We start from the raw sequence: 20,997 nt of genomic DNA on the forward strand, positions 1-20,997 counted from the left end.
CTTATTGCTTAGCCACAAATTGTGCGTTGTCATTTGACAATGTAAATGCCACACCACTTGTATCAATTGTTACTGTTTGCGGAGAGATTGGCATACCTGGGCCTACGCGAGCAGGACCATTTACAGCAATTACATCACCTTCGCTAAGGCCTGAAGTAACCGCACGTAATGCACCGTAACGTTCACCAATAGTAATTAGTTTGTATTCAAGTACGTTGTTTTCGCCAACCGTTAATACAAAACGATTTTTTAAGTCGGTACCAATTGCACGCTCTGGGATAATAATCGCGTCGCTAATAGAGTTGGCTGCAAGCTTAATACGTGCAAACGAGCCTGCGCGTAATTGGTTGCTGTTTTCATTAAATACTGCACGTACACGTAATGTGCCCGTTGATGAATTAATTTGGTTATCAATAAAGTTAATGTAGCCTTTGTATGCAAAATCGCTTTGACCGACTTTTTGCATTACAACAGTTTGGTGGCTCGCAGCAGTAACATCGTTAAACGAGCTATTCCAGGTGCGTTCATCAACATCAAAATAAGCGTACATAGCTTGGTTTGAAACAATTGACGTTAATACGCTTTGACCCGCAAGTATGTTATTACCTTTAGTAATATTTGCGCGAGAAATAATGCCATCAATTGGTGATACCACTGACGTAAACTCTAAATCAAGCTCTGCTGAGGTAAGTTGTGCTTGAAGTGCAGAAAGCTGTGCTTCGCGTTGGCGTAGTGTTGAAGTACGCGCTTGTGCTTGCTCAGTTGAGATTGCCTTACGGTCTAATAAGCGTACCGCACGTTTGTCTTCACTTTTAGCTTGTTCAAGTGCAGCTTCTGCACTGTTGATTTGCGCTTTTAAGCTTGCAACAACCGCTGCAAATGGACGAGCATCTAATTGAAATAAAACATCGCCTTCTTTAACCACATCGCCTTCTTTAAATTCAATGCTATCGATGATTCCTGATACACGCGGCATTAAGGCAACTTCTTGTGGAGACTCTAAACGCGTTGTATATGTGTGCCAGCTTTGTACCGGCTTAACAAGCACCTGTGCTACATCAATTGGTTGAAGTTGCTGTGCAGGTGCTGATTGAGCTGTGCTCTCATCAGCACAACCTGCTAGTGTTAAAGATGCCGCAGTAAGTGCAGCAGCAATTAGATGTTTGTTCATGAAGACGCTCCATTGTTGATTAGCCTCGCATAATACGGATTAAACCCGTGTTTAAAAACCATAGATTTTTAAATTCATTAATGCCAAAATGGCATCAATAGATTAGTTAAGGTGTAATAATGGATACAACAAGTCGACTTTTAATGTTACTTGAAGTGGTTGAGCAAGGCTCTTTTGCTAAAGCTGCAGAAATACGCAACATAGATCGCTCTGTTATATCTAAACAAATTAGCCGTTTAGAGGATGAGTTAGGCGTTAGGTTACTTAACCGAACCACGCGTTCATTTTCGCTCACAGCGGCGGGTGCCGAAATGATCAAAAAAGCCGCTGAGCTTAGAGAGCTGCTCGGCGAAACCGTACGCATGGCTGAAAACTACCATTTAGAACCGCGTGGCGTATTAAAAATCACTTCATCAACACTTATTGGTCGTCGTTATTTACAACCTGTACTTAATGATTTTCAAAAACGCTTTCCTCAAGTAGAAGTTGAACTGCGTTTAGACGATAGATTAGTTGATATAGTCTCTGAAGGATTTGATTTGGCTTTTCGTGTAGGTGAGCCTAAAGATTCATCACTTATTGCACGTAAAATAGCGCGTAACCGATTATTAATTTTAGCTGCACCGCAGTTTATTGAAACTTACGGTATGCCAAAAACAATCGAAGAGTTAGCGCAATTACCAGCAGCAAGCTATGCCAGTAATTCTATTCGAGTAGAAACCATAGATTACTACGATAGTAAGGGTGAACGCTGCGAGCAAAAAATAAAAAGTGTGTTTCGTGCTAATGATGCCGAGTCATTGTTAATGAAAACATTATCGGGAACAACTTACTTTGTTGCCCCTGCATTTATTATTGGTGATGAAATAATACAAGGTAAGCTAGTGCCTTTATTGACCGATGTAAAACTGATGGAGTTTAGTGCGATGTATGCCGTATATCCGCACCGAGATTTACCAGTGAGGACCCGGTTGTTTTTTGATGCTGTGCGCGAGCATTTAGGAAAAGATAAACCGATTTGGGAAAACGGGATCCCCAATTTTGAGCTAATGTATTAAGTAATCCTGCTTAAGCAACTACCGTTTCATAGTCATGTTCTTTTTTAAACTTACAATACACTTTATTGCGGCCAAATTGTTTTGCTTTGTATAACTGTTTATCTGCTTGGTTTACAAAGCTTTCCAATGAATTAGTACTTTTAAATTTTGCCACACCAATACTGGTTGTAACATTGATTGCAAGGCCGTCAATGTCAAATGTGGTATTTTCAAAACGTGCTCTTATTTGTTCAGCGGTACTAAGTGCAGCCTCATCATTTTCAAAAGAGCTAAATAAAGCAAACTCTTCTCCGCCTACTCTAAATACATACCCTCTACCAAGCACAACTCTTAGTAAAGTGGCCACTTCGATAAGTACTTGGTCACCGACACCATGGCCATGCTCATCATTTATCTGCTTAAAAAAGTCTAAATCGAGTAAAAACAAATATAACTGTGACTTATCTTGTAGTTCTACTTCAAAGTAGTGGTTCATTGAAAGGCGATTACCTGCACCCGTTAATGGGTCAAGTAACGCTAAATTTTTAAGTCGCCTTGAAAAGTGTGAACGACTTCCTTCAAAAACATGAGAAATCGCCCAAATACTAAAATAAGCACAGAGTAGATTAAGGGATAAGTTAAAAGTTTCAAAGGGGGCAAGTGTAGACTTACTCCCTAAAATAAACACTTGGATAACTAATAAATTTGCAGAGAAAATTACACCATATTGTTTACCTAATAACAGGTAGTACAAAATAGGTAATGCAAATGACCATACAAACACACCATTACGAGGCGATGCTAAGGATGTACCTAAAATAACAATTAGCGTTATAAGTACACACATTATTAGGGATTGCCAAAACTGTAGTGGACGGCGTATAAGTGAAATATAAGTAAATATACAATAAATAGAAAAACAGATTTCGATATAGCCAAGCAATGGAAAGTTATTTACAGTTAAATTAAATCCCGCAAATCCTACCGATAAAAAACCAAAACAAAGACACATCCCTCTCAGGACGTCCTTTCTTAATGATTTAGTGCTATTAAGAGCCGCGATATCCATTCTAATCACTTAATAAAAATAAAAAGTAAGTTTAACGTGAAAATACAATTTAACAAGCTTTGTTGATATAAAACCATGTAGATACAACCAGTTATTTACATTTTAGGGATAATGTAGTGTATTTCAGAAACACGTTTGATGCTTTAGTATCACTAAGTGGCTTTAACAACTAGCCACCTAACATGGATAAATTAGTAGTAATACCTGTATTACCTTGGTGTAAAAGGTGAGTTGGCTTTTTGGTTTTAATATAACGAGATAACAATGCCATTAATTCGCTGTTTGAACTGTCGTTCATATATTCTCTTAGCGAAATACCCTCTTCAGAAAACAAACACAAGTGCAGGTTCCCTTTTGCTGTAACCCTTAATCGGTTGCAGGTACTACAAAAGTCGTTGCTGTAAGGCATGATCAAACCAATTCTGCCTTGATAATCAGGATGAGCAAACTCTTGAGCAGGCCCTGCTGATGCACTACGCGCAACTTGCTGCCAACCCGTTTGTAATAACTGAGTTTTTAAAACTTGCCCAGAAACATGATTAGCATCAAAAAAGGCTTTGTTGTCGTTTGTTTGCATCAATTCTATAAAGCGGATGGTAACTGGACGGTGTTTAACCCAATTTAAAAATGTATCAAACTCTTTTGCGTTGTATTGCTTCATCAGCACGCTGTTTATTTTTACCGAATCAATACCCGTTTCAAGCGCAGTATCAATGCCTTTCATTACTGAGGTAAATTTGTCATGCCCAGTAATGGTGTTAAACATGCGCGAATCTAAACTATCAATGCTTACATTAATGGCGTTTAAGCCTGCATCTACCCAGTCATGAATATTCTTATGAAGAGAAAAACCATTGGTAGTCATTGCAATTTTTTTTATGCCCGCGACATCTTTTGCCGCGCGAACAACATCTATAAAATCTTTTCTAAGGGTTGGCTCTCCGCCAGTGATCCTTACTTTTTCGATACCATGGTGTGCAAACGCTTTAAGCGTGTTGCTAATTTCATCAATTGTGAGAAAACCACGGTCATGACCGCCCTGATAACCATCTGGTAAACAATAAACACACTTAAAATTACATACATCAGTAATAGACAAACGTAAGTAACTAAACTCTCGCCCTGTTGGGTCGATTAGCATAAATAAACCTTAACTAATATCAACAAGTAATAACAACCTAATACCAATTTGCAATAATACTTAATCATTTAATTAAGCGAATTAGTATAAACAACGCTACTTATTGATACATAAATAATAATTACATAAATATATTTAATAACTTAAAGGAGCAGCATAAAGCATACCCCTTTAGTTATTTTTGTTTTACGCTTCTAAGCCTTTTTTAAGTTCGCTTGGCTTCATTGGTAGGTCACGTAAACGCACGCCTACTGCATTAAATACAGCATTACCAATCGCAGGAGCAACCCCTATAACGCCAGGTTCGCCTAAACCAACTGGAAACTCATCACTTTGTAAAAATTCAATGTCAATATCTGGCACATCTTGCATTCTTAGCGGTAAATAAGTATTAAAGTTAGTCGCTGATACCTGTCCATCTTTATACGTATTTGATTCATGCAATGCAAGGCTGCTGCCCCATAGTAACGACCCTTCAATTTGCGCCAATGCGCCATCTGGGTGAACTATTAAGCCCGCATCTACAACAACATAAAGCTTTTTAAGCGTTATTTTACCACTATCACGGTTAACGTGAACATGCGCTGCGGTTGCAAGCCATGCTGGCATAGTACGTTCTTGCCCTGAGCTTACAGAAAAACCAATGCCCTCATCTTTAGCTAATTTAACAGAAGCTACTTTGTCAGACACCGTTTTAAGCACATTACGTAAGCGCAGTGCTCCACCAACGCTCTCAGGTGCTTTACCCGCTTGCTTGCCTTTACCATCTAACATTTCAATTCTAAATTGAACTGGATCTTTGCCTTGCTTATGGGCAATTTCATCAATAAACGACTCAAGGCTCCAAGCAATCCAACCTGGCCCTACTGAACGTAACCAACCTGGAGTAAAGGTGCTTTGTGCAACTTCGTTATTAATAGCGCGTGCACGATGACTGCTCATGCTATACCAATGATCGGCGCCCGATGCCGAAAATGCATCAAATTTACCTTTACCATCAACACCCGGTGATAAAAACCCAGGTGCCATTGCTTTAGTAGGCCAACCTGCAGCAAATGCATGCTCTAAACCAGTAAAAGTACCGTTTTTATCAAACGACGCCGTCATTTTTGCAGCAGATGCAGAACGAGACTGATCGAATAAACTATCGTCTGCTCGTGTAAATACCAGTTTTACTGGTTTACCTACTGCTTTTGCGGTTAGAGCTGCAGGTACAGTCCAGTCACCAAATAATCGACGACCAAAACCACCACCTAAATAATAAGGACGAATAATTACTTTGTTTTGTTCTATTTCGAGTGCTTTAGCAAGCGCAGGTAACGTAAGTGACTGCCATTGGTTACCAGTATGAATAATCCAATTTCCGTCTTTAAATTCTGCAACCGCATTTAATGGCTCTAGCTGATAATGACTTGCTGTCGCTGTGGTATACATTGATTCTAACGACTCACTGGCGTCTGCTTGGGTTTTCTTTATATCGCCTTGATCAACAAATAAAGTACCCGAGTCGCGTTGCTCGCATAATCGCTTACCTTCTTTTTGAATATCAGCTTCAGATATATTTGCTGACTCACCCTTTTTGTAACTCACCTTTAAAGCATCTACTGCTTTAATGGCACTTGGGTAACTATCAGCTAATACAACAACCCAGCCTTGCACTGTGTTACTAGGGTCATTTAAAATTTCATAGCCTTTGTAACCTTTAATAGCTTTTGCTGCACTATCGTCAACGTTTGTTACTGTGCTGCCATAACGGGTTGGCGGTATTACTGGTCGCGCGTACAGCATGCCTTCAACTTCTACATCTATCCCATATACTGCTGTACCATTTGTTTTGGCTGGTATATCAAGCGCTTTAAAGTCTTGTTTAAGCCCAGTTAAATGACGTTTATTAGCAGGTTTTAGTGGAAGGTTTGCAACTTCATCACTGGTAAATGTACGATTAAACTCGCCTTTTTTAACTATGTCAGCATAACTAACCGATTTTTCGCCTGCAATAATATAGCCCTTTTCAGCACGACATTTGTCTGCAGGCACGCCGAGCATTTTAGCTCCGGCTTCTATTAATGCAATTCGACCCGCAGCGCCGGCTTGAGATAATGGCTTGAAGCTTTGAAATACAGACCACGAACCACCCGTTACCATAAAGCCCCATTTTTCATGGGTATCTACGTAGGTAATTGATACTTTATCCCAATCACATTCAAGCTCATCAGCCACAATGCGCGCAAGAGCAGTACCAATATGTTGACCCATTTCAGCTTTTGCAATACTTACTTCTACGGCGCCGTCGGTGCTCATAGTCCACCAAATAGTGGGTGAAAAAGCTTGTTGCGCAATTGATTCTTTTGCACTGACCGAACCCGAAAATAACGCAGGGGCAAACGCCATGACTAAGCCTGCGCTAGCAGTGCCAATCATAAATGAGCGACGATTTAAATTAACGGTTTCGCTATTTTTTTGAAATAATTTTTTCATTATCGGCTCCAGTTAAGCGTCTTGTGCATTTGGATCAAATATATTTACTACACTTTGTGACTCATCTGCAGCGCGTTGAATAGCAGTTTTAATACGTTTATAAGCCATACAGCGACAATAGTTACCATTCATATGGCTTACTATTTCTTCATCTGAAGGACTTGGGTTAGCTGCTAGTAATGTAGCAGCTTGCATTATTTGCCCCGATTGACAGTAACCGCACTGTGGTACTTGCTCTTCAACCCATGCTTTTTGAAGTGGGTGTTCGTTATTAAGCCCTTCAATTGTGGTAATGTTTTTTCCTGCAATTGCGCCAATTGGTAAAACACATGAGCGAGTTGCTTGCCCATCTAAATGCACCGTACACGCACCACACATTGCAATACCGCAACCAAACTTCGTACCTTTTAATCCAATTTCATCACGAATAACCCATAACAATGGTGTATCTTCACTTGCGTGTGATTCAACCACCTTGCCATTAATTGTAAACGTCACCATAGCTTGCCCCTTGATTAAGCTTTATAACCCGCGTTTAAATTATTTAATTTAAACGCAGGTTATAACAGTTAAGATTGTTGTAACTACTAATCCATAACACATATAGTTACCGCATCAGCTACATTAACAGCTAAATACCATAACCACTGCACTAAAGCGTTAGCGCAGCTAAAACTTATTTTGCCCTACTACTACTTTTTCACTCATTTTTAGCTATAAAATTACTTAGCTGCTTTTGAGTATCTATGTCTAAACTCGCACTACGTAAACTAATTGTATTGACGACCTCACTGCTGGAGCGCAGTAATTGCTGTGCACCTCTATCTGAAGTTAAGCTTGCAAGCTGAGATAAATCAACTGCTGGGAATATAGCGGGTACGCCTAAACGCTCGCCATAGTTCGCGCACCAGCGCGATGGATTACGTGTAAAACCAGTAATTAGCTCACTTAAGTGCGCTACTTTTAGCTCAACCTGATCCGCGAGCATAAATAAAACCCCATCAAAGGACTTATTTTTAAACACTGTTTGAGAAGCTATCGCGATTGAATTACCTAAACCTTGGCTCCATTGCTTGTTCTCAATGAGCTCTATGTTTTTATAACCTGCCAGTGCTTGTGATACTTCTTTATGCCATGCCCCGGTAACTACATATACAGGTGTGTCATCAAGTGCTTGAAGTGTATTTACTGCATGCTCAATCATTGTTTTGCCAAACCCGATATCAGCCGTTAATTTACAGCCGTTAAAGCGAGATGATTGACCTGCGGCTAAAACAACTTTTGCAATTAGCACGCCTCTTGCCCCCAATGGCTTAGCGATTGGGCATTTTTGTCACACAGCACTGCATGTATTTCACTGATCAGCGATAGTGCAATACTCTCTGGCGAGTCGCCGCCTAAATTTAAACCGACAGGCCCAAAAACAGGAGCCTTAATTTGTGATACTCGCGTATTTGCGTGCTCTAAAACTTGTTCACGTCTGTGCTTAGGACCCAATAACCCTATGTATTTAAAAGGAACATCTTTAAATTGAGCCAACGTACTGGCGTCAAGTTCAACGCTGTGAGCCATTAAAATAGCAGCATCTACTTTATTAGTTATGCAATATTCTTTTAACTCACTCGGTGTGAAGCGCAAAATAGCATCAGCATTTTTAAAATATTGCCTTTTTGCATTGGCAGCACGTGTATCCCATACAGTTACACTCCAACCAAGTTGTTTGGCAAATGTATAAACCGGAACTGCATCAGCGCCACCACCTACTATTAATAGATGGGGCGGTGGATAAATAGAGGTTTGCAAGCACGTAGCGCCTTGTAATTCTACCAACTGCGCTTTGCGGTTCATTGATAAACCATGCAACTCATCATTTTGCGTAAATACACCACTACCGGCTGGCAAAATGGGGCTTACTTGTTGAAGATATCGCCCTGGTTTATTCTCATTAAGTGCTTTAGATACAAGCTCTAACTGTAAATAGTCATTAGCCTTATGAATAGGCTGCAGTAAAATATGTACTATACCCCCACAACCAATGCCAAGTTGAAATGTTAAATCGTCTTCATCGGTGGCATCATAACTAATGGTTTTACTGGTTAAAGTACTCATTACTTGTTTAGCGTGGCGCTGTATGTCAGCTTCTAAACAGCCTCCCGAAAGCATCCCCAAGCGCTCGCCTAGGCTCGAAATAAGCATCATAGCCCCTAGTTTTCTGTAGCTAGAGCCTTCAATTTTGTACAAAGTAGCTAAAACCCATTCTTGGTTATCCCTATTGAGATACCAAGTGTTTAAGATACTTTTCAAATCTGTAACCATATATTGCCCTTTAAAAAGCATTTTTTGCGTTTAAAAACAAACCAGCCTAAACAGCTAATTTAAAACTTAATAATTCACGCACAATTTAGTTTTCTATTATATCGTTTAAGGTCTCAATTAACTCATCAAATTGATCATTAACGCTTTGGCGTTGTTTATCATTTAGAGTTAGGTTTAATTCGTAGAGTAAATTTATATATAAATTTAAGTTTGCTTCATTGCTTTTCAATAGTGCGTCGCTCATATAAAGTTCGCGCTCTTCAATAACTGTACTTAACTGATTTATAAATTCTTTTTTTGTAATTTCAGCATTTTTAAATACCTGTTTGGCTGCATTCAAACGGTTTTTCTTGTACTCTAACCACAGCGCTCCTGAGTCTCGATGTTGTTCATTAGTTGATTTAATCAGCGCTTTTTGTTGTTTATTAAGCTTGCCTATCCACTGCTCGTAGTATTCAAATTGCTCTTCCAAACGCTCACTTTTTCGCTCAAGCGGGGTTTGTTCGTTAAACTCTTCGCGTTCGTCGTTAATTTTTATTTGGATATTGTCTAAAAGCTCACCTCTTTGCTCACTTGATAAGGTTGCTCCAAGCTCAGCTAAAGGCAGTTTTGCGTACCCAAGTAGGTTCTGCCAATGTTGTTTTGCAAGCACAACCTGTGTTTTTAATTGTTTAGCCTCCAATGTTTGGTTAAACAATACTTTTATATTTTGTATGTCTTGTCTGTAGGCGGGTAACTGGGTAGTTCGGTGCCAATTTTGTGTTGTTGTAATTATGTTTTTTAGCTGTGTATTTTGCTTTTTATTTAAATCAACATAATCGTCAACCCAAAACGATGAAAGCCAACTCAAATTATTGTAAGTAAAAGATGCCGAACAACTACATAAAAACAACATACTTACAGCAAGGCATATCTGTTTTAGTTTTTTTGCTTTGAAATTATTAAGCATAACCTTCTCTATTATTTAGATTGTGGCAAAGCTCAAAACTCATTTGATAATAATTATCATTTAAGTGTTGACTTGCATTTAGATCTAACTGATAATCGTTCGCACAAACACAGTGTAACGACCTCAGTGCCTACGGAAGAATATTCAGCAAGGATGCTGACACATTAAAAGAAGAGCGTGCCGCTTCGTGTTATTACTTACTCGACCCAAGTAATAACATCAAATATCACATTTACTTGCTACATTGCTCATATTAGTGACGGTTAATATGACTCAAAAAAGCCCTAACGGGCTTTTTTTATTTCTTTAAATTTTCTATAAAATCTGTATCTTACACTTCTTAAACTCGTTTACTTACCTTAAAAGTCCACCGCGCTATTATTTACATTTTATACGCACGATCTGATAAGGTATCGCCTTGCGTTTGCGCTAAAGCTGGCGTAAAACATAACAGTAGACACCCTTTTTTGCATCTATTTATAATAACCGATTTAGTCTCTACTTAAATACATTGAGTATTAAACGTTTAAAATGCACAAATAGTGCAAAAATTTAATAATTTAGCATTTAACTAAAGTCTGTTTACCTTTCGGGATTAAAACTTGTTCTATTTAGGCGCTATTTAATCGCGGCAAGATATACTGGCCCTAAAACCTATCGTAACTATTACTAATTGGAGACATTAATATGTCACAGTTTAATTTGAAAGCACTCGTTCTTGCTGGCGTTTTACTTGCCAGCCCTTTCGCTCATGCAACATTAGAAGATGGCATAAGAGCAGCTAACGAAGGTGAATTTGCAGTCGCCCTAAAAGAATTTCAATACCTTGCCGATAAAGGTTTTGCGCCAGGAATTTACGAACTAGCTAAATTATACGAAGGTGGATACGGTGTAACACGCGATTACCGCAAAGCAGCTGCGCTTTATCAACAAGGCGTTAAAAAGAACCATCCGGATTCAATGTTTGCGTTAGCTGTTTTATACGACGAAGGTAAAGGCGTAAAGCTTGATCACCAAATGGCTGTTACCTTATTTGAAAAAGCAGCCAATAAAAACCTGCCTGCGGCTCAGTTTAATTTAGGTGTAATGTATTCCAATGGCGTGGGCGTTACGCGAGATTATGAAGCGGCACGCAACTGGTACGAAAAAGCAGCTGCAAACAATTACTCTTTAGCACAATTCAATTTAGCCCTCATGTATTTTGAAGGGCTAGGTATGCCAAAAGATTTAGAAAAGTCGTACATTTGGAATACTATCGCTGAGTACAACGGCAATATGCAAGCGAGTCATAGCCGCAAACTTGATGAGCGTAAAATGCTGCCTAAAGAAATTGAAGAAGCTAAAGAAAAAGCCGATGCCATTTATGCAAAAATACAAGTGGGTACCTATGCTGGCGAAGGTCGCTTATTTTAAAGTTTAAGACTATTAAGAGTTTAAGACCTTAACCTTAGTTTGAAACTAATCTAAAAAAGGCTGAATTACATAACGTAATTCAGCCTTTTTAATATATCTTGATTTAGCAGATTCAAAATCTATTCAACTTTACCAAATCAACACACTCTTATTTTATGTAAAGCCACTTTAGTAGCTTAATAAGAAGTTTGCTTTGTTTTAGCAGCATAACAATACGAGGATTAAACGAGCCCGATACTAACGTATTTTTAGCATGGCTAAACGTTAAAAACCCTTCTATGCCATGATAATGCCCCATTCCTGAATGCCCTACACCACCAAAAGGGGCATCGTCAGCAGTTACTTGCACTAACGTATCGTTTATTGCCACAGTGCCACTGATTGTTTGCTTCATAATGTATTCTTGAGCGTGCTTATCTTGCCCTAAAATATAAAGCGCTAACGGGTGGTGATGGGCTTTAATATAGTCAATTGCGCTGTCGAGCGTGTCATAACTCATTATTGGTAGTATTGGGCCAAATAGCTCATCTTGCATTAGCTGCATTTCGTCAGTTACTTGAGTCACTAAATGCAGCCCCATACGATGTTTTTGCTCATCTTGCTGGTTTTGCTCAAGTGGCTTAATAATGTTTGCGCCAAGCTCTTGTGCTTGCTCTAAGTAGGTTGCTAAACGTTTATAGTGTGCATCGCTAATAATAGAGGTTAAGTTTTTACCTTCAACACCGTCTTTAAAGTGCTTTTTATAAAGCTCGCATAATTGCTGAACCAGCTGATGCTCAAGCGCTTTGGGTACAAATACGTAGTCGGGAGCAACGCATATTTGCCCTGCGTTGGCCATTTTTCCAAACAGTAAAGCTTGCGCCGCTTTTTTAATATCGGCATTTTGCGTAATAATAACTGGCGATTTACCACCGAGTTCAAGCGTTACTGGTGTTAAATTACGGCTCGCTGAAGCCATTACTAATTTACCAACGGCCGATGACCCCGTAAATAATAAATGAGCAAATGGTAGTGATGAAAACTGCGCGGCTACGTCGCTACCGCCTTGTATTATTTTGCAATGCGCTTGCATGTCGTCTTTAAATATTTTTTCGATAACGGCGTTTGTGTGAGGTGTAAACTCGCTTAATTTGAGCATAACTCTATTACCGGCAGCTATGGCGGTAAGCACAGGTACTAACGCTAACTGAATCGGGTAATTCCACGGTGCAATAATACCAACCACACCTTTAGGTTGGTAATTAACACTTACTTTTGAAGGCCACAAACTTAAACCTACAGAGCGATTACTTGGCTTTGCCCATTTTGGTAGCTTTTTGATAATGTGCGCGAGTGTTTGAACCGTAGGCAATATATCGCCAAGTAGAGTATCGAAAGCGGTTCTGTAACCAAAGTCTTTTGAAGCAGCATCCACTAGCTCTTGCTCAAGTTCAACAATACGTACACGGAGTTTTTTTAATAAAACGAGACGTTTATCAATTGGCAAGTAAGGTGTTTCGAGAAAGCTTTTTTGCAATTCATCAAATAGGGGAATTAAAGGCATTGCCTGTGATGTGTCGGTGCTCAAAATAGATTACTCAATTTTTAAAGTTACCGCAGACTATAACCTTGTTCTGTTTTTCGAGCAATAACACTAATTATCTAAAAAAGAGCTTCTTGAGCAATATAAATAAGTATAAAGAGTAGCTTTGTTTAAAACTGTAAATATAAACAAAGCTACTGGTTGGAACTAATTTAGTACAGCTTTAAAAGCCAAATACTTGCGCTGCGATAGTCATTGTCACTAGCGTAATTAATACAATGGCGACAATATTTAGCACAAAGCCGGCTCTTATCATGTCGCGCATTTGAATTTGCCCTGAGCCAAACACAATAGCGTTTGGTGGTGTTGCTACAGGCATCATAAATGCGCAACTACACGCAATAGCAGCAGGAATAACCCATACAAGGGGTGAACCTGTTATCGATTCAGCAACAGGACCTAATAACGGTAAGAAACCTGCAGCGGTTGCTGTATTGCTTGTAATTTCAGTTAAAAATGTAATTAAAGCAACCACAACAAGTACGCTCATAACAAGAGGAATCGCACTTGCGCCTTCAATCATGTGAGCAATAAACTCGGCAAGACCTGACGATTTAATTTGAGATGCAAGCGTAAGTCCGCCCCCAAACAATAGCAATACGCCCCAAGGCACTTGTGAGGCGTTTTGCCAATCAAGAATACGCTCATCACTGCCTTTATTAGCAGGCATTACAAACAGCAGTAATGCAGCAGCAATTGCAATTGTAGTATCTGAAATTTTAAGACCTGTTATATCACCCAATAAAGGTCTAAATATCCAGCAAAGTGCAGCAAGCACAAATACAAACAATACGCCTTTTTCTGCGCGTTGCATTATTCCAAGCTTTTTTAACTGTTCAGAAAATACCGCTTTGGTATCAATTTTTTGATCGTTTTTAACATTAGCATCTACTTTATACGCAAATTTGGTAAGCCAAACCCAACTAATAATAAGCATACTTAAAGACAGTGGTACGCCTACAATCATCCACTGAGCAAAGCCTATTTCAATTTGGTAACTGTCAGATAGGTATGCAGCCATTAATGCATTAGGCGGTGTACCAATTAAAGTAGCAATACCACCAATGCTTGCACCATAAGCAATTGATAGTAGCAATGCTTTGCCAAACCCTTCATTACTTGGGTCTGATTGCTTAACCAAATTGGTAATTGAAAGTGCAATAGGCAACATCATTACGGCTGTCGCAGTATTAGACATCCACATAGATAAAAATGCAGTAACAAGCATCATAGCTAAAATTTGTAAACTTGGTTTTTTACCCGCATATAACATGGTGCTAAGCGCTATACGTTTATGTAACCCCCATCGCTCCATAGCGATAGAGATTAAAAATCCGCCTAAAAATAAAAAGATTAACGGGTGTGCATATGGCGCAGCCACACTTTTTATTGCTGCTATGTCAGCCAGTGGTGATATTACCAGTGGTAGCAATGCAGTTGCCGGAATTGGTACAACTTCACTTACCCACCACGATGCCATCCAAAACGCTATACCTGCGGTTTTAAATGCCGCAACCGACATTCCTGTTGGCGGATCAAGTAAACATGTTAATAGCATTACTAAAGGGCCCAGTACTAAAAAAAGCCATTGAAAATGTCTGTTCTTATCTGGTTCTTGCGTCAATATATTATCTGTCATGGCTAGCCTCTAAAACTTGTATTTAAGACCAAGCGCAACACTGCTGTCGTCTTGTTCTTCTAAATTAAGATCGGTATATAAAAGATAAGCTGTAGTTTGCTTATCAAATACATAATCAAGGCCTGTGCTCCATTGCGTTGCCTCAGATGCTTGACGAAGAGTTGAGTCATCTTTACCAAATTGAATTTTTGGCACCCACTTATCAAGTGTATAACTGGCACTTAATACGTAACCATTGCCCGACTTTGTGCCATCTACTGATTCTGAATGTTGGTATAACGCACCAAGTTGTAATTGTTCGAACTTATAAACACCAACAAGGCGGCTTGCTTTTACATTGTTAAGTGAATCTACATGACTGAACGACACATAATATGAAGTACTTTTTAAATTACGGTCGCCATAAATAAGCGTAGCAGCAAAGCCTGCTTTATCGTCTTTATTGTCATCTTTTGGCGCATAAGTAAATGAAAACTGCGTATTATGCCAATAGTTTGAGGTGTAAGTTATTGTGTCACCGAGGCGGTCTTGACCTGCAATAACCTGTGCCATATCGGCTTGAGTTTCGTTAAAGTTATCGAGTTTACCTTCAGAGTATTTAAAGCGAGTGTCGTTACGACCTACAACAACTTCACCAAAAGCACCTTTTAAACCTAAGTAAGTATTACGTGCAGTAAAAGGCTCTTGCGTATCATCTTCTTCAAAACCTTTAACTTGTACCTCATATTTAAAAACAGCACTTAAATATTCGTTAAGTTTATGATCGCCCTTAATACCAATACGCGAGTATGGCGCTTCAATTTGAGTACCCTCTTCGGCATAACGCATTATGCCCGTATCAGTACTGGCAATTTGTACTTCGGCTTTACCGTATACAGCGTACTCTGCAGCAAAAGATGTGTGTGAAAATGTAGCTAAGCAACCATAGGATAGAAATAAAATACAGGTGTGTGTAGTTTTTGTCATCGTGTGCCCTAATTATTAGAATCTACTTGTTGTAGCGCTAATAAGGCAACTTTACTGCCAAGTGTATAAAAGCAATCTATTTCAATAGCTTACTAAAATAAGTCGTTTAATTTAAATAAAAGCGTGTGAATTACCACACATAAGAAAGTGGGTCTTGTCACCAAACCCACACATTTAGTCAGTAAACATATCTCTATTAAGATTGTATTTACTCATTTTATCGTAAAGTGTTTTTCGAGCAATTTGCAGTGTTTCCATGGTGTTTTTAATACTGCCGTGGTTTTGCTCAAGCGCGTACTCAATAAGTGACTGCTCATAAAAAGAGACTTTTTCAGATAAGCTTAAATCGGGAGATAAGCCACCTAATTGTTGTGTTTTAACTTCAGCAAAGGCAAGTTCGGCACCAAGTAATACAGCTCGCTCTGCTTGATTTCTTAGCTCTCTCACATTGCCCGGCCAGTCATAGGCAACTAACCGCTGTTGTATTTCGTAATTTACTGCCGCCGGCGGCTTATGATAGCGAGTTGCAGCAATAGAGCTAAAGTGTTTAAACAAAAGTAATATGTCAGCTTTTCGCTCTCGTAATGGCGGAATATTAACGTTAACCAAACTAAGTCTGTAATATAAATCAGCTCTAAAATCACCCTTTTCAACTAACGCAAGTAAGTCTACTTTTGTAGCTGCAACAATTCTGATGTTTAAATCAATTGCTTTGTTATCGCCTACAGGTGTTACTTTTCGCTCTTCTAATACGCGTAATAACTTAACTTGCAGTGCCATTGGAGTGCTTTCTATTTCATCTAAAAAGACCGTACCACCTTGTGCATATTCAAACTTACCTTTTCGACTTTGAGTAGCCCCTGTATATGCACCACTTGCTGCACCAAACAATTCGCTTTCTATTAACTGCTCTGGTACTGCGCCACAATTAATAGCAACAAAATTACAGCTAGAGCGATTACTCTGATCATGTAGATACCGCGCTACAAGTTCTTTACCTGTGCCAGTTTCACCTTCAATCATTACATCGGTTGGGGTATCTATAATTGTGTTTAATAAGTGCATCATGTGTTGCATTTTAGGTGTGTCACCTAGTATGCGTACACCTGGGGCTGAGGTTTTCTGTACAGCTACTTTTAATGCGCGGTTCTCCATAACAAGGCTTCGTTTGTCGCACGCTCGTGCTATGCAATCAAGAAGATGTTCGTTAACTGGTTTTTCAAATAAATCATACGCACCTAATTGCATCGCTTTAACTGCTATCGATACATCAGCGTAACCAGTTAAAAATATTACAGGGAGCTCACTATCAAAAGCCGTTATTTGCTCTAAAAGCGTTAAGCCATCCATGTTCGGCATATTTATATCGCTCAGCACAACTCCAGCAAAGCGCCTATTGAGTTTGCTAAGAGCGGTACTTGCGTCATTAAAGCAATCAACGGTGTATCCTTCGAGAGTGAGCAATTGCTTTAAAGAGTCTCTGATCATTGCTTCATCATCAATGACTATTATGTGATTACATGGAGAGCTGTCAATCATCTTTATTTTCCTGCCTGTTAGAGAGGCTAATTATAAATTCAGCCCCGCCTTCAACTCGATTGTGCGCGCTCAAACAACCATTAAACGAATCTATTATTTGTTTTGATATAGATAAACCAAGGCCTAAACCTTTACTTGATTTAGTACTATAAAAAGGTTCAAATAAATTACCAAATGCATGTTGCTCAATACCAGAGCCAGTATCTAAAATCGACAGTTTTACGCGCTCTTCAAAACACTCCAGCTGAAAACTTAAGTTACGAATAATTGCGCCATTCATAGCTTGGCTAGCATTAGTAATTAAATTAACGAGTACTTGTTCAAATTTAAGCGAATCGACCCACACAACGACTGTTTCATCAAATTGAGGTGGCTCTACTTGTACGTTATCTTGCTTTAACTGCGCGCTAGAAATCATTAATGCGTTATTAACAAGCCCTGCAAGAGGGTAAGGTCTGAGCTGCATTTTGGAAGGTTTACTAAAATGCTTTAACTGACCTACAATTTGGTGCACTCGATTAACTAATCCCTCAATCACTACTAAGCTTTCACCAAGTGCTGAAGTATTTCCTTTAGCTAATAAACGCTTTGCCGAAGCTAAATAAGTATTAATAGCACTGAGCGGCTGGTTTATTTCGTGGTTAATTCCTGCACTTAGCTGTCCTATTGTCGCAAGCTTTGCAGACTGCACTAAAGCCGTTTGTACTTTTTCCAAAGCCTGAGTGCGCTCAAGGACTTCAAGTTCAAGGCTATGTCTGGAGTACACCAGCTTTTTATAACCCGCAAACCGAGTTAATAAAATATAACTAATAATAATAACTAAGCTACAGATAATAAATACCCAAAATAAGCGAGGCAGTTGAGCTGAATTAACTTTTGTTATATCAACGAGTACGTTCATTGTGGCATTAAAATATCGTAAAGGTCTTTGCGACATTACGTAAAGTTTTTTATCTATTTTTAAATGTTTAATACCTTCATTAGAAAATTGAAACTGCTTTATATACAAAGGCTGATGATCTAAATAAGCCCGACGAGATTTAATATCTCTGCGCATCGTTATATCAAGCTCAGTGAAGCTGTTTAATCGCCACATTTGCATATCTGACATTGCAATTACCTCATCTGCAAGCTGCAAAAAAAAGTGACTACCCTTTGAAGTATTTAGAAGCTCTCTGTCATCCTCAAATTTACTTACATTCACTTTTAACACAACAACACCAATGGCTTTATTGTCGCGATATACTGCTTGTGAAAAGTAAATACCACGCTCTTTAGAGCGCATGCCTAATGCAAAGTACGCTACTTTTTCGCCTGCAAATGCACGTTTGAAATAAGGTCTAAACGCAAAGTTGCTACCTAAAAAAGTATAATCTGCTTGCCAATTACTACTGGCAATAACTTCGCCTTGAGTATTTAGAACAAAAATATCCGAGGCACCGCTAGCTTGTTGAATATCAGCAAGGTAGTTATTAATAGCGTTATAGTGCTGTGGCTGCGCATCTACAAAGTCTATCATTAACGAGTTATAGGTAAGTAACTGGGGAATAGCAGAAAAACGAGCAAGCTCAGTATCAATATAGTTATTTAATTGCGTAACTTGGCGCTCAGCCTGGTAGGTTGCTTGCTCAACATCATGAGAGCGACCAAGCCAAAACGTAACAACTAATATAAGTACGAGTAACACACAAACAGTAATGATTTTTTTAGAAAAAGAAAACATGAAGAACTCGCAAAAAATAGCCAAGAAAATTTTAGGGCGCTAGTGTAACGGCTAATCTCTAGCAGAGATATAAACTTTTTGTTAACAACAGTTTTAAAGTGTTTAAAAACAAAAATCGCCGTAAACAACTATGTTTACAGCGATCTGTTTAGCATTAAATTAAAAAAACAATTAATTTGTAGCTAATGTTGATCTATTTTTAACATATTTATATAAGCCAATTAACGACGCTGCAATCCAAAATATTTCGATTACAAAGCTCGCTAAATTAAAGTTATAACAAAGGCTAATTAACAGTAAAATTGCCCCTGTTAAATTCATCATATTATACGTTAAGCTAGCTGGAGATGTTTTACCTAGCTGCAGTAAAAAAAATGAACCAACTACTAAAAAAGTACCTGTCATGCCTATGATGTCAAATAAGAGTGCTATCACGAAACTATCCTTTATCCATTTTTAAATAACCCAATAAACTGGCCCGATCCATGGGGAGGGTATTTTTTCATTCATTGAAACAGCAAACCGGGCGATTCTATCAATATGGTAAATTCTAACAAGGCCATATGTCCGCATGCACAAGGCTTTATACTTATTCGCTTAATTAAGTATTATTGCGGTTTAGTATTACTTCATATACCTTATTTAAAGGTTACTTTGCCGCCAATTATTTTATAGGCAGGCGCACCGCGAATAATCGCTTCTCGGGCAAATGGCCGGCTACAGTTAGGGCAAATACAAGCCTCAGTTGTAAAGTCTTGGCTAATACGCTCTTTAAAGCACTTAACTAATGCTCCTTTCCCCCCTTTTCGATATTTAAATAAAGAGGCTTTACAAGCAGAGCAAAAAATATCAACCGTTTTAGTAGGGCCTTTTTTATTAGGTTTCGCCATTAAGTTCTGCTGTATTATATGAAGAGTTATTGACTATGATATCAGTTTAGATAGGTAAAGGTGACAACTGGGTTTTAGAATTTTTGTGCGGTATGTTCGTTCAAGCTAGCTCATAATAAATTATTGGTTATGAGGAATATAACCTAATCTCTAAAAAAGAAGCGGTTTAACTGAGATGACAATACATTCATATTAAAAGGTTTGACTATAAATCCTGATACTTTAGCTGCAATAACTTGCTTAACTTTATCTGTACTGTCTTCACAAGTAACCATTAAAACGGGAATATCAGCGAGTTCTTTATCTTTTCGAATGTTAGTAAGTAAACTAACTCCATCCATTTTTGGCATATGAAGGTCAGTAATAACCAAATCGAAATGCTGGTTGCGCAGAAATACCAAAGCTTGCAATCCATCAGTTGCTTCAACGATATTGCTATACTCTAGTTTTCTAAGCATATTAATTAATACGTGTCGCATGAGTGGCATATCATCAACAACTAATATTTTCATTAGTTTCTTTACCAAATTGTATAAATGGGATTATATAAAACTACTCTACTCGTAGATAAGGATCAAATTTGGATTTGCTGATTATTTAAATCTTACGGCCATATCCCTAAAATGAGCCCCATTAACGAAAATTGTAAAATATGGTACCCCCCGTTAATTAAAAAAAGCTTTAGAGGGCGTTGCTCAAATATATAACTCAATCCAAATGAACTACTGATCCAAAAAAAGCCGATCACAAAGCCGGTTCCTATACTTTCACCTACGCTTGCATCCTTACCTAAAAAAAGAGATAGCATTAAAGCCGCTATAAAAACTAAAAAAAAACTGCCACCAAATATCAACTTAGGGTTAGCCGATTGTAAATCCAGATCAGTTAAGCCAATACTTTCTAGCCAGGCATTTTTAAAGAGAGCTTTTGAATACCATATACCGCCAAGCATAAAAGAAGACAGTGCAGCCACTAGTATCGCAAAATAATCTACATCTAAAAGGTTCATACAAACAGCCATATACAAAAAGTGTAATACCGTTTGGTATTAAATATTAACGGTATAAAGATACTCCCAATGTAG

At 38.5% G+C, this 20,997-nt stretch carries 19 protein-coding genes; 2 read left to right on the forward strand and 17 right to left on the reverse strand.

Annotation, left to right across the window (positions count from 1 at the left end; genetic code table 11):
• Position 1: 1 nt before the first annotated feature.
• On the reverse strand, positions 2 to 1,171 hold the full coding sequence (locus tag I6F43_RS01445; protein WP_197100608.1) for an efflux RND transporter periplasmic adaptor subunit: 1,170 nt from the start codon (positions 1,169 to 1,171) through the stop codon (positions 2 to 4).
• A gap of 119 nt (positions 1,172 to 1,290) precedes the next feature.
• On the opposite strand from I6F43_RS01445, the gene I6F43_RS01450 reads away from it, so the two are divergent.
• Positions 1,291 to 2,229, forward strand: a complete 939-nt coding sequence (locus I6F43_RS01450; RefSeq protein WP_197100610.1) for a LysR family transcriptional regulator — start codon at positions 1,291 to 1,293, stop codon at positions 2,227 to 2,229.
• 10 nt (positions 2,230 to 2,239) lie between these two features.
• On the opposite strand, the gene I6F43_RS01455 is transcribed toward I6F43_RS01450, so the two are convergent.
• The 7 genes from I6F43_RS01455 to I6F43_RS01485 all read right to left on the reverse strand — a co-directional run bounded on the left by I6F43_RS01455 (position 2,240) and on the right by I6F43_RS01485 (position 10,161).
• A complete protein-coding gene (locus tag I6F43_RS01455) occupies positions 2,240 to 3,277 on the reverse strand; it encodes a GGDEF domain-containing protein (RefSeq protein ID WP_165783612.1) in 1,038 nt (345 codons plus the stop codon).
• Between the two features lie 169 nt (positions 3,278 to 3,446).
• A complete protein-coding gene (moaA, locus tag I6F43_RS01460; protein WP_007582018.1) occupies positions 3,447 to 4,418 on the reverse strand; it encodes a GTP 3',8-cyclase MoaA in 972 nt (323 codons plus the stop codon).
• Between the two features lie 186 nt (positions 4,419 to 4,604).
• A complete protein-coding gene (locus I6F43_RS01465; RefSeq protein WP_121955117.1) occupies positions 4,605 to 6,896 on the reverse strand; it encodes a xanthine dehydrogenase family protein molybdopterin-binding subunit in 2,292 nt (763 codons plus the stop codon).
• A gap of 12 nt (positions 6,897 to 6,908) precedes the next feature.
• Positions 6,909 to 7,397, reverse strand: a complete 489-nt coding sequence (locus tag I6F43_RS01470; protein ID WP_007582016.1) for a (2Fe-2S)-binding protein — start codon at positions 7,395 to 7,397, stop codon at positions 6,909 to 6,911.
• Positions 7,398 to 7,596: 199 nt separating this feature from the next.
• Complete coding sequence (locus I6F43_RS01475) at positions 7,597 to 8,190, reverse strand: nucleotidyltransferase family protein (protein ID WP_197100611.1); 594 nt, start codon at positions 8,188 to 8,190, stop codon at positions 7,597 to 7,599.
• Positions 8,184 to 9,212, reverse strand: a complete 1,029-nt coding sequence (locus tag I6F43_RS01480; RefSeq protein WP_197100612.1) for an XdhC family protein — start codon at positions 9,210 to 9,212, stop codon at positions 8,184 to 8,186. Before I6F43_RS01480 ends, I6F43_RS01475 begins: the two co-directional genes overlap by 7 nt.
• A gap of 85 nt (positions 9,213 to 9,297) precedes the next feature.
• Positions 9,298 to 10,161: a DUF6279 family lipoprotein gene (locus I6F43_RS01485; RefSeq protein WP_197100613.1), complete on the reverse strand. Its 864-nt coding sequence runs from the start codon at positions 10,159 to 10,161 to the stop codon at positions 9,298 to 9,300.
• A gap of 687 nt (positions 10,162 to 10,848) precedes the next feature.
• On the opposite strand from I6F43_RS01485, the gene I6F43_RS01490 reads away from it, so the two are divergent.
• Complete coding sequence (locus I6F43_RS01490) at positions 10,849 to 11,574, forward strand: tetratricopeptide repeat protein (protein WP_007582012.1); 726 nt, start codon at positions 10,849 to 10,851, stop codon at positions 11,572 to 11,574.
• 148 nt (positions 11,575 to 11,722) lie between these two features.
• On the opposite strand, the gene I6F43_RS01495 is transcribed toward I6F43_RS01490, so the two are convergent.
• From I6F43_RS01495 to I6F43_RS01535, 9 genes are all read right to left on the reverse strand, one after another.
• Positions 11,723 to 13,141 (reverse strand): coniferyl aldehyde dehydrogenase, encoded by a 1,419-nt coding sequence (locus tag I6F43_RS01495; protein WP_197100614.1) that lies wholly within the window; start codon positions 13,139 to 13,141, stop codon positions 11,723 to 11,725.
• Positions 13,142 to 13,319: 178 nt separating this feature from the next.
• Complete coding sequence (locus I6F43_RS01500) at positions 13,320 to 14,795, reverse strand: SLC13 family permease (RefSeq protein ID WP_024609206.1); 1,476 nt, start codon at positions 14,793 to 14,795, stop codon at positions 13,320 to 13,322.
• Between the two features lie 9 nt (positions 14,796 to 14,804).
• Positions 14,805 to 15,761, reverse strand: a complete 957-nt coding sequence (locus tag I6F43_RS01505; RefSeq protein ID WP_024609207.1) for a porin — start codon at positions 15,759 to 15,761, stop codon at positions 14,805 to 14,807.
• 174 nt (positions 15,762 to 15,935) lie between these two features.
• Entirely contained in the window at positions 15,936 to 17,300 is a 1,365-nt protein-coding gene (locus tag I6F43_RS01510) for a sigma-54-dependent transcriptional regulator (RefSeq protein ID WP_024591799.1), read from the reverse strand.
• Entirely contained in the window at positions 17,293 to 19,023 is a 1,731-nt protein-coding gene (locus I6F43_RS01515; RefSeq protein ID WP_024591800.1) for a sensor histidine kinase, read from the reverse strand. The genes I6F43_RS01510 and I6F43_RS01515 overlap by 8 nt, the downstream gene beginning before the upstream one ends.
• A gap of 171 nt (positions 19,024 to 19,194) precedes the next feature.
• Complete coding sequence (locus tag I6F43_RS01520; RefSeq protein ID WP_010553937.1) at positions 19,195 to 19,458, reverse strand: CBU_0592 family membrane protein; 264 nt, start codon at positions 19,456 to 19,458, stop codon at positions 19,195 to 19,197.
• A gap of 203 nt (positions 19,459 to 19,661) precedes the next feature.
• Positions 19,662 to 19,913, reverse strand: coding sequence for a hypothetical protein (locus I6F43_RS01525; RefSeq protein WP_007585454.1), 252 nt, complete (start codon positions 19,911 to 19,913; stop codon positions 19,662 to 19,664).
• A gap of 143 nt (positions 19,914 to 20,056) precedes the next feature.
• Positions 20,057 to 20,425, reverse strand: a complete 369-nt coding sequence (locus tag I6F43_RS01530; protein ID WP_197100615.1) for a response regulator — start codon at positions 20,423 to 20,425, stop codon at positions 20,057 to 20,059.
• Positions 20,426 to 20,517: 92 nt separating this feature from the next.
• Positions 20,518 to 20,922: a DUF1761 domain-containing protein gene (locus I6F43_RS01535; RefSeq protein ID WP_024591801.1), complete on the reverse strand. Its 405-nt coding sequence runs from the start codon at positions 20,920 to 20,922 to the stop codon at positions 20,518 to 20,520.
• Between the last annotated feature and the right edge of the window lie 75 nt (positions 20,923 to 20,997).

The organism is Pseudoalteromonas sp. NZS71_1 (genome assembly GCF_015864305.1).
GTDB lineage: Bacteria > Pseudomonadota > Gammaproteobacteria > Enterobacterales > Alteromonadaceae > Pseudoalteromonas > Pseudoalteromonas arctica.